Origin of the sequence: Pedobacter sp. UC225_61 (assembly GCF_044452285.1) — a bacterium.
GTDB lineage: Bacteria > Bacteroidota > Bacteroidia > Sphingobacteriales > Sphingobacteriaceae > Pedobacter.
Genome location: NZ_JBIOAL010000001.1, coordinates 2,629,795 through 2,648,354 on the forward strand (window position 1 = coordinate 2,629,795; position 18,560 = coordinate 2,648,354).

9 protein-coding genes are annotated in these 18,560 nt (G+C 35.9%); 8 read left to right on the forward strand and 1 reads right to left on the reverse strand.

Translation table 11 applies throughout. The annotated features are described in order from the left end of the window. Nucleotides 1-99 precede the first annotated feature (99 nt). Nucleotides 100-561, forward strand: coding sequence for a MaoC family dehydratase (locus tag ACHMWN_RS12035; RefSeq protein ID WP_372820465.1), 462 nt, complete (start codon nucleotides 100-102; stop codon nucleotides 559-561). Between the two features lie 3 nt (nucleotides 562-564). Here the strand turns inward: ACHMWN_RS12035 and ACHMWN_RS12040 are convergent, their stop codons facing one another. After that, nucleotides 565-1,740, reverse strand: a complete 1,176-nt coding sequence (locus ACHMWN_RS12040; protein WP_397301318.1) for a chondroitinase-B domain-containing protein — start codon at nucleotides 1,738-1,740, stop codon at nucleotides 565-567. Nucleotides 1,741-1,854: 114 nt separating this feature from the next. Between ACHMWN_RS12040 and ACHMWN_RS12045 the strand changes: the two genes are divergently transcribed. The 7 genes from ACHMWN_RS12045 to ACHMWN_RS12075 all read left to right on the forward strand — a co-directional run bounded on the left by ACHMWN_RS12045 (nucleotide 1,855) and on the right by ACHMWN_RS12075 (nucleotide 18,536). Then, nucleotides 1,855-3,780 (forward strand): 7TM diverse intracellular signaling domain-containing protein, encoded by a 1,926-nt coding sequence (locus ACHMWN_RS12045; RefSeq protein ID WP_397301321.1) that lies wholly within the window; start codon nucleotides 1,855-1,857, stop codon nucleotides 3,778-3,780. A gap of 444 nt (nucleotides 3,781-4,224) precedes the next feature. Further along, nucleotides 4,225-7,275 carry a SusC/RagA family TonB-linked outer membrane protein gene (locus ACHMWN_RS12050; RefSeq protein ID WP_397301323.1) on the forward strand — a complete coding sequence of 1,017 codons (3,051 nt, stop codon included), beginning with the start codon at nucleotides 4,225-4,227 and terminating at the stop codon, nucleotides 7,273-7,275. Between the two features lie 77 nt (nucleotides 7,276-7,352). Continuing rightward, on the forward strand, nucleotides 7,353-9,017 hold the full coding sequence (locus ACHMWN_RS12055; protein ID WP_397301326.1) for a RagB/SusD family nutrient uptake outer membrane protein: 1,665 nt from the start codon (nucleotides 7,353-7,355) through the stop codon (nucleotides 9,015-9,017). Nucleotides 9,018-9,051: 34 nt separating this feature from the next. Beyond that, complete coding sequence (locus ACHMWN_RS12060; RefSeq protein ID WP_397301329.1) at nucleotides 9,052-12,129, forward strand: SusC/RagA family TonB-linked outer membrane protein; 3,078 nt, start codon at nucleotides 9,052-9,054, stop codon at nucleotides 12,127-12,129. 11 nt (nucleotides 12,130-12,140) lie between these two features. Continuing rightward, nucleotides 12,141-13,889 carry a RagB/SusD family nutrient uptake outer membrane protein gene (locus ACHMWN_RS12065; RefSeq protein WP_397301332.1) on the forward strand — a complete coding sequence of 583 codons (1,749 nt, stop codon included), beginning with the start codon at nucleotides 12,141-12,143 and terminating at the stop codon, nucleotides 13,887-13,889. Between the two features lie 95 nt (nucleotides 13,890-13,984). Beyond that, complete coding sequence (locus ACHMWN_RS12070; protein WP_397301334.1) at nucleotides 13,985-15,814, forward strand: glycoside hydrolase family 2 protein; 1,830 nt, start codon at nucleotides 13,985-13,987, stop codon at nucleotides 15,812-15,814. Between the two features lie 34 nt (nucleotides 15,815-15,848). Next, a complete protein-coding gene (locus ACHMWN_RS12075) occupies nucleotides 15,849-18,536 on the forward strand; it encodes a glycoside hydrolase family 2 TIM barrel-domain containing protein (protein ID WP_397301336.1) in 2,688 nt (895 codons plus the stop codon). Nucleotides 18,537-18,560: the final 24 nt, after the last annotated feature.

Genomic DNA, 18,560 nt, shown 5'->3' on the forward strand with positions numbered 1-18,560 from the left:
GTTACGCTCAGTATGACAAATGATACTAGAAATTTATAACGGTTTGTAAACAAAATGTAATTTAAAGTGTTACTTTAGCCTATCAGCAAACCAATATATATGTTAATAGTTAACAATTACGAAGAATTCGAATCTCATTTAGGCAAGGAACTAGGTATCTCTCAATGGCATACCATTACACAACAACAAATTAATTTGTTTTCTGATGCTACACTTGATCATCAATGGATCCATACCGATCCAGAAAGATCAGCGATTGACAGTCCGTTTAAGAAAACCATTGCACATGGTTATTTAACGTTATCACTTATCCCATACTTATGGAAACAGATTGCAGATATCCGTAACATTAAAATGGAGATTAATTACGGGATTGAAAGTTTCAAATTTGGTCAAGCCGTAGTGGTAGATAGTGAAGTGCGCTTAAAAGCAAAGCTAAAAAGCATTGCAAATTTACGTGGCATTACCAAAGTTTCGATTGAAGCAGAATTAGAGATTAAAGATCAACCGAAACCTGCGTACACAGGAGCCGTACAATTCCTGTATCACTTTAATCCTTAACATTTATTGGGTTACTACTTGATTTTTGGTCGTAGAAAACGTATTGCCTGAAATTTTATTATCAAAAGGAGCTACATCTTGCATAACACGAGAAGGATATCTCTTGGTATCAAATTTCCCTGTCCAATCGGCATTTTTACTATCTCCCACTAAAATGCCTGTGGTAGCATTGGAAATGCGATTATTGGTCACCGTGCAGTTGCTTGCTGCGATGTAAAAGCCAGTGTCTTCTTTTCCCTTGGCCATGCCATACATTAATCGAATCGCTGTTTTGATGTTGTTGATTTTGTTGTTCGTAATGGTATGACCAGTGCCGTTAATTCGGATGCCACCAGTGCCACCTTCAAACACATTGTCGGAAATGATACAATCGTGTCCGCCACGCATTACTAATTCCCCATCATTGGCTTCAAAATAGTTCTTTACATAACTGTTACGACTGCTTTTATTGCTAATCACTTCATTCTCTCCGTCGCAATGAATAAATCGATTAGAGCGAACGATAGCGTTTGCTTCTTTTGTCCCTAATAAAATAGGATCTTGACCAATTTGGACACATTCGCCGCCGTTACCGTTTGCCCAGCTTACTCTCTTTTTGTCTGTAAATACGTTGTTTTCTATTAACGTAAACTGTGGGCAGCTGTCTTTGGTAATCTTTACCTGTACATCTTGATTATCTACGTTGCCACTAAACGTACAGTTATCTACTTGATTGGCTGTTCCATTACCTGAAATAATGACTAAAGGCATAAATTGACCTTTAACCGCATTCGTAGTAAACCTACAATCAGTCAACCTGCAATTGCTAGTAGTGTTAAATTCTACCATTAAACCAGATGCACCTTTCGCCTTAAGTAAGGTGCACGCATTAAACGTAATCCCGCTTAAGGTCGTGAACTCACCAGTGAAGTAAAATAAGGTTTCGTTTACTTCTCCAGAGAATATGACTTTGCCGGGCGTTTCTGCCATAATTAAGACAGGCTTTGCTTTTGTGCCTTTAGTAGGAACTGTTAAGTTCCAATTGGTATAGTTGCCATTGGCGATGATGATACGATCGCCAGGAACCACTTTTGGTAATATCGCTTTAAATTCTTCTTCAGATTTTATGGTATAAGTAGTAGCAAGACTGGTTTGAGCTAATAAAATAAGGACGAAAAGGGATAACGCTAGTTTTTTCATGTATTTTAATTGTTTAATGATCTATTACTGATAGAAATATTAATTTATTGTTAATATATTTAAGCCTTACTAAAATCAACCAATTTTGTCGAACGCTAATTTATTCATTAGTTAATGAGGTTAAAAACATTAATTAAAGCTTGCATTTTCATTTTATTCCTAATTCACATTCCTGAACTGTATGCGCAGCAACCGGTTGAATTAAGTGATGAATCTAAAGAACACTTTTTTGTTAATAAAGAAATTGTGTGTTTAGAAGATCCGAGTGGTAAACTTACCATTAATGACGTTAGGAGCACAGCGTATGCCAATAAATTTATTGCAAATAAGAATTATTATCCAAAAAATTACAATCGTTCCTCAGCCTATTGGTACCGTGTAAAGGTTAAGTTCACGAAAGACTTGGGCCATTCGGCGATATTTGAGTTTTTTGATCAGATTACCGACCATATCGAATCCTATTTGCCAGATGAAACGGGTAGGTATATTAAAAGTGTAGCCGGAGCAGATTTAAACTTCCCTCAGCGTTCCTTTCATCATAAAAACTTTGAGTTTTTAATTAACGATATTAAAAAAGGAGAATACTACTATTATTTCAGGGTAAAGTCTAAAGATCAGGTTAACGTTATTATTGTATTTAGAACCGTTGAACGCTTTATAGGCTATGCCTTGTCTGAATATATTGTATTTGGTTTTTTTTACGGGATGATTGTGATTTTTAGCTTTCACAATCTGTTAATGTTTCTTGCAGTAAGAAGAAGACAGTACCTGTTTTACATTCTTTATATTTTAAGTGTTGGTTTATACGAGATGTCGACAGATGGGATTGCCTTTCAATATTTGTGGCCAAATCATCCCGTTTGGAATGAATATGCCTATGGAGTGGCTTTATTCTTTTTAAGTTCTTTTGGCTTAATTTTCACCAAAGAGCTATTACATGTAAAGATTAAGGTGCCAACGGTAAATAAGTTGATTAACCTTTTATTGGGTATTCGTTTCTTATTTTTCTTAACCTGTTTATTCTATAACCCTGATTGGTTTAAATACAAGTTTTTAGAATTTATTCCCTTATCACTTTGCTTTTCTACCGGTATTTACATTTGGTGGAAGAAAAAGTACGGGCCAGCCCGCTTCTTTGTATTGGGTTACTCTTTCTTATTTCTAGGCTTCATTATTAAAGTTGTACATATATTAGGCTGGTCGAGGTTCTTTATTGGAAATGTAATTGGCTATTATAGTTTAAGTTTTGGATTTCTGTTAGAAATGGTTTTCCTATCCTTTGCCATAGGTGATCAAGTGCGCATTTTAAGACGAAAAAAAGAGACTGCTCGAAAACAAATCATGAAACAAATGCAAGTGAATGCGGAATTAAAAGATAGCATTAACAGAGATTTGGAGATTAAAGTGGCTGAACGCACCAAAGAAGTGCAGCTTAAATCGAAAGAGCTACACGAGCAAAATGTAACCATTGAACATCAAAATGAGGAGTTATTGGCCATCAACTCATTGTTGGCACAACAGGCGGAAGAAATTTCGCGAATGAATATCCTTTTAGAAAAGGATAATATCACCTTAAAAACCAATATAGAAAAGGTAACTGATGCCCGTTTAAATGCGACGGATTTAGATTTTGACGAGTTTAGTTTAAAGTATCCAGATCGCGATTCGTGCTATAAGTTTTTAGCAGACATGAAATGGGAGCATGGCTATGCGTGTATCAAATGCAAAAATACGAGTTATTGTAATGGTAAGGTTCCTTTTAACCGCAGGTGTACTAAATGTGCATATGAAGAATCGGTATTGCATCAAACTATCTTCGAAAATAACCGTATTCCTATCAATAAAGCTTTTTACCTGGTATACTTGATGTACAACCATAAGGGCGCCATTTCTTCTCATAAGTTATCAGAAAAGCTGGGAATTAGACAAAGTACCTGCTGGACTTATGCATCTAAGATCAAAAAAGTAATGGAAGAGCGTAAAAAAGATTTAAAAGGTGTAGGTAAGTCTGGCTGGAGTAAACTCATTTTAGAGAAATAAGTGCTAAAAATATCTGTTTAGCTACTCTAAACAACGATTGTTGATAAAATTTACCTTCTTTTTTTAATGCGCACAAAGCGTATCAATTCCTAATTTTATTGTTTGATAATCGCACACTAAATCAATTAGTTAGTGATTTTTAGTGATGCGCATTAAGCGTATCAAAATTAATATAACTTATTAAATATCAGCTATTTATGACAATTTTTATTTGTAAATCTGAATAGTATTCGTCTATATTTACCCCACCAAATTTTTTGGTATTACTAAAATCAACCAATTGTAAACTGTATGAGGAAAATTCTACTAAAAAGAATTTTGCGGAAAATTTCTATAACACTGCTCTGGTGTTCTATTCTGCAAATCAATGCTTCGACTACTTACGCAAAAAGTAGTACAACAATCAATTATTCAACATTAAACACTGCTTTTCGAGCGAACGGCATGTTCACTATCAATTCATCAGCAGCTTTTGCCGATGTTTCTGGGGTAGTAAAAGATGCGAGTGGAAACCCGATACCAGGGGTAGGTGTTAAAGTTAAAGGCACGCAAAATGCCATAAGTACCGATGGAGAGGGGAAATTTACCTTAAGAAATGTAGCGGTGGGTGCGGTATTAGAGTTTGCTAGTATTGGTATGAAATCGCAGGAAGTTGTTTACAATGGACAATCGAGCATTCAAGTCACTTTGTTAGAGGATCCTAAAGGTCTGAATGAGGTTATTATCACAGCGTATGGCGGTACTCAAAAAAGATCAAGTGTAACTGCTGCTATTTCTCAAATTAGTGCTAGTGAGGTGATGAAATCGCCAACACCAAATCCAACAAATGCCTTGATTGGTAAGTTACCAGGCTTAATTGCGATACAAACAAGTGGTCAACCTGGAGCAGATGCTTCTTTACTTCGAGTGCGTGGTATTTCTACCTTAAATGGTGCAAATGCAGGAGCTATTGTTGTGGTGGATGGGATTGAACGCCCTAGTTTTTCTGATGTAGATCCAAATGAGATTGAAACGGTAACTGTTTTGAAAGATGCGGCTTCAACAGCAGTATATGGTTTAAAGGGTGCAAACGGTGTAATTGTAATTACAACGAAAGCTGGTAAAATTGGCAAACCAAGAGTAACCTATACAGGTAACTATGCAGCACAAACCTATACAGGTTTAGCCATTGGTTTACCTTCTTATGAGAATGCTACATTATTAAATCTATCGTACCGTAACGATGGTAAAACAGCTCCATTTACAGATGCAGAAATTCAAAAGTTTGCAGATAAATCAGATCCAATCGGTTATCCTGATGTACAATGGTTTGATTTCTTAACTAAGAAGTATTATTCTCAAACACAACACAATATTCAAATTAACGGTGGTACTAAAATCGCTAAGTATTTTGTGTCGGCAGGGTATTCTTTCCAAGATGGTATTTTCAAGAAATTCCCATCGCCATATGGTATTAATACGGTACCGAATTACAATAGATATAACTTCCGTTCAAACGTAGATTTAACCTTAAACAAAGATTTTACAGTTGGGATTAAATTAGGCGGTCGTTTCGCAACCCGTTACCAACCTTCTGGTTTATTGTCTTCATCTGCCTTCTCATACGATACGATTGAAGGGATGATTTCTCGTATTTTACAAGTGCCAGCCTATGCATATCCGGTAACATTGCCTGATGGTAGAATTACAGCGAACCCTAACGTAGGTACTAACATTTGGAATCCATATGCGGTATTAACACGTTTTGGAACACGTAATGACGATACAAATACGATAGAAAGTACATTTAACGCTAATTATAAATTAGACTTCATTACGAAAGGTTTAGCTTTTAAAGGAAACTTTGCATATGATTCATACTACCTTAACGTAGAAAGAAGAAATGCGAACTGGGCAGCCTACGTATACAATCCACAAACGGGTACTGCAACTTTATCAGGCGATACGAGAAATCGTGATGAGCCTTTAGGTGCTATTCAAGATGGTGGAGTAACCACAGGAACTACTACTACTAATCTTCAAGCAGGCTTTACTTATGCACGAGTGTTTGGTAAACATAACATTAGTGCATTAGCCTTAGGAACTCGCCAATTAATTAAAGGAGTGGGTACTACTACTTTTCAAGCTCCACCAAGAGCAGCACAAGGTGTAGTTGGAAACGTAGATTATAATTATGATGATCGTTATTTTTTCGGTGCAAGTGCAACTTACAATGGCTCTGAAAACTTTGCAGCTGGATTAAGGTATGGATTTTTCCCAGCATTCTCTGCAGGATATACCTTATCTAACGAACATTTTTGGAAAAAAAATAATGTATTAACGTATTTGAAATTTAGGGGAAGTTATGGTTTAGTAGGTAACGATCAAGGTATTGGACGTTTCTTATTCTTAACTTCTTATAATCCTACTGGTCCAACAGTTCCATTTGGTAACCCGAACTCAATTACTAACTGGCCAACCATCAATCTTCCAGATGCCAACTTAGGTAATGCAGAATTAACATGGGAAACAGGAACCAAAAGAAACATTGGTATGGAAGCTCGTATGTTTAAAGATCAATTTAAATTAACAGTAGATCTATTTGATGAAACTCGTAAGGACATTTTATTGGATCCATTAAGTGGTTCAGCATTGTTCGGTCACGTGTATCCAAAACTTAACAGAGGTGTGGTATACAACAAAGGGTATGAGGTCGAAATAGATTACCAAGGTAAAATTGGTAATGTGAGCCTGGGTATTAATGGACAAGTTGGTTATGCAAAAAACAGAATTATTGAAAACGATGAACCGGAGGGTTTGCCTAAATCGCAAATTAGAAAAGGAACATCTGTTGGTCAGTTTTTTGGCTATGTAAATGACGGATTTTATCAGTCGGCTGCCGATATTGCAGCTTCACCTAAACAACAAGGTTTTAATCCAATTCCTGGAGATTTAAAATTTAAGGACTTAGATGGTGATGGTACCATTACTACACTAGATCAACAAGCGATTGGTTATACTAGTAATCCAGAGTATATCTACAGTTTCACGCCTCGCTTTAGTTACAAAGCATTTAGTTTATCTGTGATGTTTCAAGGAGCAGCTCACGTAAGTTCAAATGTGATTTTAAGTGAGCAGAATAATGGCCAGCAGATGTACGAATTCATGTTAAACTCATGGACACCTGCTACTGCAGCTACGGCAACTTGGCCAGCGTTACACTCTAGAGGTACTGCATCGTTAAATTACTCGAGTAATGACTTTACGCTTCAAAATGCAGCTTATTTGAAGCTTAGAAACGTAGAAATGTCTTACAACTTACCAAAATCGTGGATGGAAACATTGAAGATTGCAAGCGCACGAGTGTATTTGAATGGTCAGAACTTGTACACATGGACTAAGTTTAAGATGTATGTAGATCCAGAAAATTTAAACGTGGTAAACCAGGCTTTCCCATTACAAGCACTTTACCCAAGTTCGAGAGTTTATAATATCGGTTTACAAGTTAATTTTTAAAAATGATGAGAAACTATAAAATATATACAGCAGTTGTTTTAATAACGCTCTGTCTCGTTTCCTGCAAAAAAGATTTCTTGGAAAGAACACCAGGAGTAGCTTTGAGTGATGACGAAATTTTTGCAGATCCTGCTTTAGCAGCGAAATATGCAGATAATGCCTATAACTATACCATCACTAAATATGTGCGTTTTAATGATCACCGTGGATGCGTTGCACAAGCATCTGATGAAGCTGTTTCTGGAAACTCAGAAGGTACAGTAACCTCATTAAACCGTGGTTTGTACCATGAACATTCTACACAAGCGAGTTTAAACGATATCGGCGATATTTGGAAAAGAATGTATGCAGGTATTGCGATTAACAATAAAGTGCTTGCAAAATTACCGACTATACCACCTGCACCAGATGCAACAGTTTCGGTTTTCGATCCAAAAAGAGTAGAAGGTGAAATGCGTTTCCTTCGTGCAATGTCGTACTTTGAACTCACTAAACGTTTTGGTGGTGTTCCAATAATAGACAAAGTATATGAAGTTAATGATGATATCAATATTCCACGTTCATCATTTGATCAGGTTACTGCATTTATTTTAAGTGATTTAGAAATTGCAATTAAAAAACTTGGTGAAGAAGGAACGTATACTGCATCGAATTATGGTCGACCAACAGTTGGTGCAGCTCAGGCGTTAAAAGCTCGTGTTTTATTGTATGCAGCAAGTCCTTTAAACAATCCATCAGGTGATAAAGCAAAATGGAAAGCAGCAGCAGATGCCGCATTGGTGTTAATGGATGGCAGATATGCGTTACAAGCTACTTACGGTGATATCTTAAATGTGCCAAGCTCACCAGAGTACATCATGATTAGAATTAAAGGCAATACGCCTTTAGCAGGTGAAATGATGCAAGATTTCTCGATGTCGCCAGGTTCTGGAGGTGCGCAAGGACAAATGAACCCTACGCAAAACCATGTGGACATGTATGAAATGGCAAATGGTAAAGCAATTACAGATGCTACTTCAGGTTATGATCCAACAAAACCGTATGCAGGTAGAGATCCTCGTTTTTATAACAATATTATTTATAATGATTTGCCTTGGCAAGGTGGTAAGATAGAAATGTGGGCTTTCCCAACTTTAGATGCTCAAGGTAAGCCAATCACTTTGTACGGTAAGGATTGGAACCCAGGCAACATTACCTATACCGCTACTCGTTATTACTGCAAAAAATACTGGCCAGAAGTGTATAGAACTGTCGGTGGAAGTACAACCTTGTTAAATTATATCTACTTCCGTTATGCAGAGGTATTATTAAATTATGCAGAGGCTCAAAATGAAGCAGCTTATGTAGTTGATGATCCTACTGTGTATAAAGCATTGGATGATATTCGTAAGCGTGGTGGTATCCAATTGGGCGCAAATGGTCATTATGGATTAAAATCTGGAATGACACAATTAGAGATGCGTGAGGCGATTAGACATGAACGTGCTATCGAATTAGCGTTTGAAGATCACCGTTGGTATGATATTATGCGTTGGAAAATCGGTTCTGCTACGATTGGCGTGCCAATGAAAGGGATGGATGTGATTAAAAATACAAACGGAAGCTTTACGTATACACCGTTTGTTTTAGGCGCTAGTTTCCAAAAAACATGGACTGAAAAACAAAACCTTTACCCGATTCCAAGAACTGAAATCTATAAAAGTAAAGGAGTGCTTAGTCAAAACCCAGGTTGGGAAAATTAGTAATCAATATAACGCTAAAAGATTTTATTCAATTATGAAATTATCAAAATCAAAATATATAGTATGCCTGCTGTTTTTATGGATGGCTGTACTAAATGTTTACGGGCAAAAGCCTGATGAACAAATCACGGTAAAAGGACGAGTAACCGATCAGGATAAAAAACCATTACCTGGCGTATCTATCTCTATACAAGAAGACAAAAAAAATAGAACAGTAAATACAGATGCCAATGGAGTATACACTATTGAAACAACCACTAGTGATGTATTGGTATTTAAAATGGTTGGATATGGTACAATATTGAAGGCAGCCGGTGAAATAAATGACGGAGAAGTGATGCTGACAAAATCATTAGTGGATGCAGGGGATGATGACCTAGTTTACATTCCTTTCGGTGTGAGAAAGAAAAGGGAGGTGACAGCTACCATTAGCACGATCTCTGGGCGTAATTTGCCTCAAATACCTTCATCTTCCTTAACCAATGTATTTACAGGGAGACTTCCAGGATTATCAATTTATCCAAGTGGTTCTCAACAACCTGGTTATGATGCATCTAGCTTCTTAATCCGTGGTCGTTCATCTTACAATAGCAATCAAGAACCTTTAGTTTTGGTAGATGGAATTGAGCGTAATTTTGCTGCAATGGACTTAGGTGAGATAGAAAGCGTAAGTGTACTTAAAGATGCTGCATCATTAGCTTGGTATGGTATGTATGCTGCAAATGGTGTAATTTATGTGAAAACTAGACGTGGAAGCGCAACATCAACTAAAGTTACTTTTGATGCTCAGGCTGGTTTACAAGCACCCTTGCAAATCGCTCAACCTTTAGATTCATATACATACGCCACTTTGTATAATGAAGCATCAATTAATAGTGGAGGAACTGCAGTATATAGCCCAGCCGTATTACAAGCTTATCAGGATGGTTCTGATCCTTATAAATATCCAAACAATAATTTTGTTAGAGATTTCACCAAAAATGTAGCACCAACACAACGTTACGTAGCTACGGTGACAGGTGGTAATGCATTTTTAAAATACTATACTTTATTAAGTGCATACCAACAAGGTGGTTTTTATAAAGGTGGTCATAATGAAACCTATGATGCCAATACTAATTTTAATAGGTATAATTTAAGAACAAATCTTGATTTACACGTGAACAAAAATCTAGATGTTGCCTTAGATATCGGCGGAAGAATTACCAATTTAACTTTCCCTAATCAAGGAACTGCTGCATTTTTAAATGCTGTTTATTCTACTCCTCCAAACGCTTTTCCAGTGCTTAATCCTGATGGATCTTATGGTGGAACTTCAATTTTTCCAGCTAGTAATCCAAAGGCAATGTTAGAAGCTAGAGGTGCTAGTACAGATTTAGTGCGTAATATGATTGCTACTATTAGTGCTAGACAAAAAATGGATGGTATTTTAAAAGGATTAGCTGCTGAAGTATTTTATGCGTATGATATTGCTGGTGGTTATCGTTCGGGTTTTACACAAAATTATGCAACCTTTGAATCTAATGGTGCAGGTGGGTATTTACCAGCCTATGGTACTGCCGCTAAGGTTGATTATCAAGGAAATTCATTTTCTGGTAACGCTAAGAAAAGTGAATTTTGGGCTGGTTTAGATTACAATAGAACGTTTGGAAATCACGACTTTAAATTTAGCTCAAGAGTTTCAAGACAAGTGTATTCTGTTTTCGGAAACTTGGATACCAAACGTGAAGGTATCTCCAACCGTTTAACCTATGGCTTTAAACAACGTTATTTTGTAGATTTAACAGCTGGTTATTCAGGCTCAGAAAACTTTGCAGTAGGTCAACGATTTGGATTTTTCCCTGCAGCATCTGCTGGATGGATTATCTCAGATGAGGATTTCATGAAAGGAACACGTTCATTCCTTGACTTATTGAAAATTAGAGGTTCATATGGCCTAGTAGGTAATGATGCAATCGGGAATGCTAGAAGATTTGCGTTTAACGATTTCTTTTCTAGAAGCACAACTGGATATACTTTTGGTACAGGCTATACAGGTGTAGGTGGTACTGCACAATTAGCATTAGGTAATCCTTACCTAACTTGGGAAAAAGCATACAAAACAAGTGTAGGCTTTGATGCTAAACTATTTAAACAAGCATTCTCTATTAGTGCTGACTATTTCTATGAAATTAGAAAAGACTTAGCCACTGGCTCTCAATTGCCAAGTACATTAGGTCAATCTTTAGTATATGTAAATGAAGGAGAAGCTTCTTATAAAGGATTTGAAACTGGCCTTAACTACAACAAGAAGTTAGGTAACGTAGACTTAAACATTTTTGGAAATTACACCTATCAAAAAAGTAAAATCTTAAAAATTAATGAGGCGGCTAATTTACCAGCTTATCAAAAATCAGTTGGTCACCCAATTACAAGTGTTATTAGTCCGGCTGCAACAGCTAATACTGCTGCAGGTTATATCAGTAGCATGTATAAATCGATGGGAATTTTTCAATCTCAAGCAGAAATAGATGCAGCTCCAAAACAGTTATTATCTAAAGATGTAAAACCTGGTGATATTAGATATATAGATCAAAATGGTGATGGAATCATTAATGGTTTAGATATCGTTAAAACAGATTACAACTTTGTACCTAGTTCAGTTTTCGGTCTTGGTGCATCAGTTGCTGTAAAAAACTTTGATTTAAATTTCTTATTTCAAGGAACTGTAGGTAGCTCGGTTACGATTAACCAATTGGTAAATGCTGGAAACACAAATAATGGTTTCTTAAATCAATTTAGTGTAGATAGATGGACACCAACTAATACGTCAGCTCCTTATCCTAGATTATTAATTGCCGATCGTGGTAATAATACGGTAAACTCTGATTTCTGGATCCGTTCTAGTGATTATGTAAGATTGAAAAACGTAGAGTTAGGGTATTCGCTATCTGATCGTTTTGTTAAAAAGTTAAAATTATCTCAATTGAGATTTTACGTGAGTGGATTAAACTTACTAACGTTTAGCAAATTGAACGATTTAAATATCGATCCAGAATTACCAGAATTTGGTTTTAACTCCTCATATCCGTATATGAAAATTTATTCATTCGGTGTTAATTTGAAATTTTAATTATGATGAAGATGAAAAAATATATATGCTATATATTCCTTGCTGCGATGTTGATCTCGCAAGGTTGTGAAAAAGATAGCTTTCTTCAAGATGGGTCTTTTAGTGGTGACAATAACGTTACTGAAGCTCAACTTTGGGCAAACCCAGATTATGCTAGGAACTTTTTAAATAATATTTATGCTACACTTTCTGATCGCTACAATTTAGATGGGGACGGTGGTATATTAGCATCAGGTTCTGATGAGGCTGTAAATTCTAACTCAAACGGCGGAATAAATGTGTTAACGAATGGTACATGGAGTCCGGTAAAAACATTTGACGATGTATATGCCAACATGTATTCAGGTATTCGTAAAGCGAATATGTTTATTGAAAAAGCACCAACAAGCCCCTTTATTATATTGGATGAGTTAATCCCTGCCAACGTGCCAGCAAATCAAACTTATGAATTGCAATTGGCTCGTTTAGTTGGACAAGCCTATTTCTTAAAAGCATTTTTTGAATTTGAGTTATTGAAACGTTATGGCAGTTTTGTGATTGTAAATAAAACCTTAACTGTTAATGATGAGCTAGATGTGCCTCGTAATACATTTGATGAATGTGTTGCTCAGATATCTAAAGATTGTGAAGAAGCTATCTCTAGATTGCCTTTATCACCTACTGAATGGAGAGCAACAGATAAAGGGCGAGCAACAGGTACTGCAGCAATGGCATTGAAAGCTAGATTGTTATTATATGCAGCTAGTCCACAATACAATCCAACTAATGATTTAACAAAATGGCAAGCAGCTGCTGATGCAGCCAAAAGAGTAATGGATACGGGTAAACATGGTATTTACAGTTCTTATCCAAATATTTGGTTATGGAATACGGCTGGTGCATTTAATAATGAAGTTATTTTTGCAACTTCTGCAAACGCTACTGTTGCAATAGAGCAAAATAATGCACCGGTAAGTTATGATGCAGCAAATGGTCGTACAAACCCAACTCAAGAAATGGTTGATGCTTATGAAATGAAAACTACAGGTAGACCAATTACTGATGGCACGTCTGGATATAGTGCGACTGCACCATATACCAATCGCGATCCTAGACTTGGTTTTTCAGTTATGTTTAATACCGCATCTGTACAACCAGCTGTTGCTGCTTATAAATTCAAAAACAAAGATGTAGAAACATTTGTGGGTGGCAAAGATGGTTTAGGTTTAAATGTGAACGCAACTAAAACAGGGTATTATATGCGTAAGTACCTAAGTGAAAGTGCATCATGGGCTGGTACAACAACCACTATCCGCAGGCCATGGATTTTCTTCAGGTATGCAGAAGTATTGTTAAACTATGCAGAAGCATTAAACGAGGCACAAGGAACAGTTGCCGCGACACAAGTATTGGCTGCAGTAAATTTAATTCGCAATAGAAGTGGAGTTGCAATGCCTCTTTTGCAAACTACAAATCCAGCGGCTAATGGATATGTTGCACTTGACAAAGGCGAAATACGTAAACGTATTCGCAATGAACGTAGAGTAGAGTTAGCTTTTGAAGAACACCGTTTCTTTGATGTTCGTCGTTGGAAAGAAGGAGAAACTACATTTAATGGTCCAGTAAGTGGAATGAAAATAGTGCCAGTTACTGCAACTACATTCACATACACCAAGTTTACAGTTGAAAACAGATCATTTACTGCTAGAAACTATTTGTATCCAATTTCTCAGAATGAATTAAATAGAGCAACTAAACTAGGTCAAAACACAGGATACTAGTCCAGTCAAATAAACACAATAATAGTCGGGACCAATTGCCGACTATTATTGTGTTTCTAAAATCAATCTGCCTTTAGATACACAAAAACTATACTATGTTAAAATTAAACTATAGACTACTTATACTTTGCCTTTTCTTATTTTTTAGTAGCACTTACGCACAAGTTAGTTCTATACAAAATATCCAATCGCGTAAAATACTTAGCTTAAACGGTAAATGGAATTACATTGTAGATCCTTACGAAAATGGATTTTATGATTATAGGCACGACCCATTTGATCAATCCAAATCAGGTTCGGGTGGTTTTTATGATGATAAAGTTCAAAAGGATAAAACAGAGTTAATTGAATATAATTTTGATTTATCTCCGCAAATGAATGTACCAGGCGACTGGAATTCTCAGTCTGAAAAATTAGAACTGTACGAAGGAACGGTTTGGTTGAGACGTAAGTTCACTACACAACCGGAGAAAGATAAAAGATACTTTGTTTACTTCGGAGCGGTAAATTATGAAGCTCATGTGTATTTAAATGGAAAAAAACTAGGCATACACAAAGGTGGATTTACACCCTTTCAATTTGAAGTTACTGGAAAATTAAAAGCTGGTGAAAACTCTTTAGTTGTTAAGGCAGATAACACCAGAAAACCTGATGAAATACCAACTATCAATACCGATTGGTGGAATTATGGTGGAATTACACGTGATGTTTTCCTAACCGAATTACCTCAACACTACATTAACGATTATAAACTTCAGTTAGTAAAAGGAAGTACAAATACTATAAATTTTTCTGTAAAACTAGCAGATTCTACTGCTGGACAAAACATTACGGTTTCGATTCCTGAGTTGAAGCTCGAAAAAACATTTACTACAAATGGAGAAGGTAAAATTGATCAGCAATTTACATGGAATAAGATCAGCTTATGGTCTCCAGAAAATCCAAAATTATATGCAGTGACTATAAAAACTGCAATTGAAAATATTCAAGATAAAATAGGTTTTAGAACCATAGCTGTTCAGGGGACAAATATTTTATTAAATGGAAAATCTGTTTTTTTAAGAGGAATATCTATCCACGATGAAAATCCATTATTAGCTGGACGATTAAGATCAGAAGGTGATATGAGAATGCTATTGCAATGGGCAAAAGATATGAATTGTAACTATGTACGTTTAGCGCATTATCCTCACAATGAAGAAATGGTACGTTTAGCGGACGAAATGGGTTTATTGGTTTGGGCTGAAGTTCCGGTGTACTGGACGATCTCTTGGACAAACCCTGCTACTTATGCAAATGCAAAACAACAACTAACGGATTTAATTATTCGCGATAAAAATCGTGCAAGTGTAATTGTTTGGTCTATTGGTAATGAAACGCCTTTAAGCGACCCTCGCTTTCAGTTTATGAGCAATTTGGCCGAAACTGCTAGGTCTTTAGACGATACAAGGTTAGTAGCTGCCGCTTTAGAAGTACACAGAGATGGTAAAACCATTATTCTAAATGATCCACTAGGAGAGAAGATAGATTTAGTAAGTTTTAATGAGTATGCGGGTTGGTATTGGGGTGGAACGCCAAGTGAAATTACTAGCTATAAATTTGATATTAAATACAATAAGCCAGTTGTTATTACAGAATTTGGTGGTGACGCATTAGGCGGTTTTCATGCAGATGAGAATACACGTTGGAGTGAAGAATACCAAGAAGCATTATACAAAAACCAACTCATTCTATTAGGTAAAATTGATGCTTTAAGAGGAATGACACCGTGGATTTTAACAGATTTTAGATCGCCAAGAAGACAACATCCAGTCTATCAAAATTTCTGGAATCGTAAAGGGTTAATTTCTGAAACGGGGAAAAAGAAAAAAGCATTTTTTGTGCTTCAAAATTTTTATAATCAAATGCAACTTAAATACAAATAACACATTACATATCACTAGGTTTATTACGCTTCGTATGCTGCTACCCATAACAAACAAAATTTATTCGCTTAGTAAACCTATCCTTTTAGTGTTAACTGTAGTTTGTATAACACAATATGTTTTTGGTCAAAGTACAGGCCGGAAAGTCATTAACATTAATCAAGGTTGGAGTTTTCATAAAGAGAATAGTTCAATAATAACTCAAGTAACTATTCCACATACGTGGAATGCTATCGATGTGATGGACGATGAACCTGGTTATTACCGTGGTATTGGATGGTATAAGAAGAAACTAGCACTTAAATCGGAGTGGAAAAACAAAAAGATTTCGCTTTATTTTGAAGGTGCTAATCAGGAAACAACAGTATACTTGAATGGTAAAAAAGTGGGGAGCCACATTGGTGGATATACAGCTTTTACAGTTCCATTAAGTGGTTTAAAATTTAATGGAACAGATGAAATAACAGTAAAAGTTGACAATAGTTTTAATGAAAATATAGCTCCATTGACAGCTGATTTCACCTTTTTTGGAGGAATGTATCGCAATGTTTCCTTAGTAGTTTTAAACCCTATTCATTTTGAAGATAATCAATATGCTTCGAAAGGAGTTTATGTACACACCACTAACGTTTCTAAAACAACTGCTGAGGTTATTGTAAATGGAAATCTGATGAATTCATCAGCCAATACTGATTTAACAATTCGTACTATTTTAACAGACGCGACAGGAAAAAAGATAAATGAAGCGAAAGCTGCAGTTCGATCAACTTTAAATAAACGCATTCCGTTTACACTTTCTGCGATTAAGGTGAGTAATCCAATATTATGGTCGCCAGAAAAACCTTACTTATACCAAGCAATAACGCAATTAGTGAACAAAGCCGGTAAAGTTTTAGATGAAGTTAAAGTACCTGTTGGTTTACGTTTCTTCAGTTTTGATGCTGACAAAGGTTTTTTCTTAAATGGAATGCCGTATAAATTGATAGGGACTAGTCGCCACCAAGATTTTGCGGGCATGGGTAATGCGGTTCCAACGGCTTTACAAGTAAAAGATGTTGAATTATTGAAAGATATGGGTGGTAATTTTTTACGTGTCGCACATTATCCTCAAGACCAAGCGGTGTTAGATGCTTGTGATCGTATGGGTATTTTGGCTTCTGTAGAAATTCCTATAGTGAATGAAATTACCGAAAGTAAGGCTTTTTATACGAACTGTAAAACGATGCAGTTAGAAATGATTAAGCAGAATTACAATCATCCAAGTGTTATTATTTGGGCGTATATGAATGAAGTTTTGTTGAGAATGAAGTTCGGTAATGAGCCTGAAAGAAAATTAAAATACCTAGCTAACATTGAAAAGTTGGCGCAAAGTTTAGAAGATTTAACAAGAAAAACAGATCCCACTAGATACACAATGATGTCTAATCATGGTGATGTAAATGGGTATATCAAAGCTGGCTTAGTTAAAATCCCAATGTTAGTAGGATGGAACCTTTACCAAGGTTGGTATGGTGGGAAATCGGAAGATTTTGGGCCTAACTTGGATAAAATACATCAACAAATACCTGATAAACCACTTTTAGTTACAGAATTTGGCGCAGATATAGATCCTAGAATACATTCTTTTGCTCCTGTTCGGTTTGATAAAAGCTTAGAATATGGTATGCTGTATCATCAAATATACATTGCAGCCATTTTAAAAAGACCTTTTGTAGCTGGGGCTGCAGTTTGGAATTTGGCAGATTTTAATTCTGAAACTCGTGATGAAACCATGCCTCACATTAACAATAAAGGTTTATTAACGTTAGATCGTCAACCTAAAAACACTTATTATTTGTACAAAGCTAATTTTCAAACTAAACCTTATCTTAAAATAGGAGATGGCTCTTGGAAAGTAAGGGGAGGCATTGCAACCTCAAATGAGCATACATTAACTCAACCTTTGCAAGTAATTAGTAATACCGATACAGTTGAGCTTTTTGTAAACGGTAAAAGCTTAGGCAAAAAAGGGGTAAATGAACGAGTAAGTAATTGGGATGTTTCATTTAACAATGGTAAGAATGAAATTAAAGCAGTTTCTTTTGCTGGTAGAGTGAAATTGGAAGATGTAACTACGCTAAATTTCAATTTACAACCTTTAGCACTCACTAATCTCGAAACACCATTTACAGCAATGAATATCCTTTTAGGTAGTCAAAGACAGTTTGTAGATGAGCAAAAACACGAAATATGGTTGCCTAGTCAGTCCTACAAACCAGGTTCTTGGGGAAGTGTTGGTGGTGAAGCTTTCAAAATAAAAAATAGCAGTCGTCAAAGTTATGGTTCTGATAAAAACATAAGAGGAACTTTTAACGATCCTATCTATCAAACTCAATTAATTGGTTTAGAGAGTTATCAACTAGATGTACCTAAAGGGAAATATGAGGTTACCATGCATTTTGCAGAGTTAATGGGAAATGGAATTCAGTCGGTTTTACCGTATAATTTAGATAGTTTAATTGCAGTAAATAAAGAAGTGCCACCTCAACGTGTTTTTGATGTGTATTTGAACGATAAGTTGGTTATAAAGAATATAAACTTGGCAGCTACGTATGGTGTTGCAAATAGTGTCCAGAAAAAATTTGAATGTAGTGTTGCAGATGATAAGGGCATACAAATCTTATTTAAAAGTATAAAAGGTAAAGCTGTTTTAAATGCTTTACAAGTAAAGAAAATAAATTAATTCACTCTCAAGCCCTTAACAACC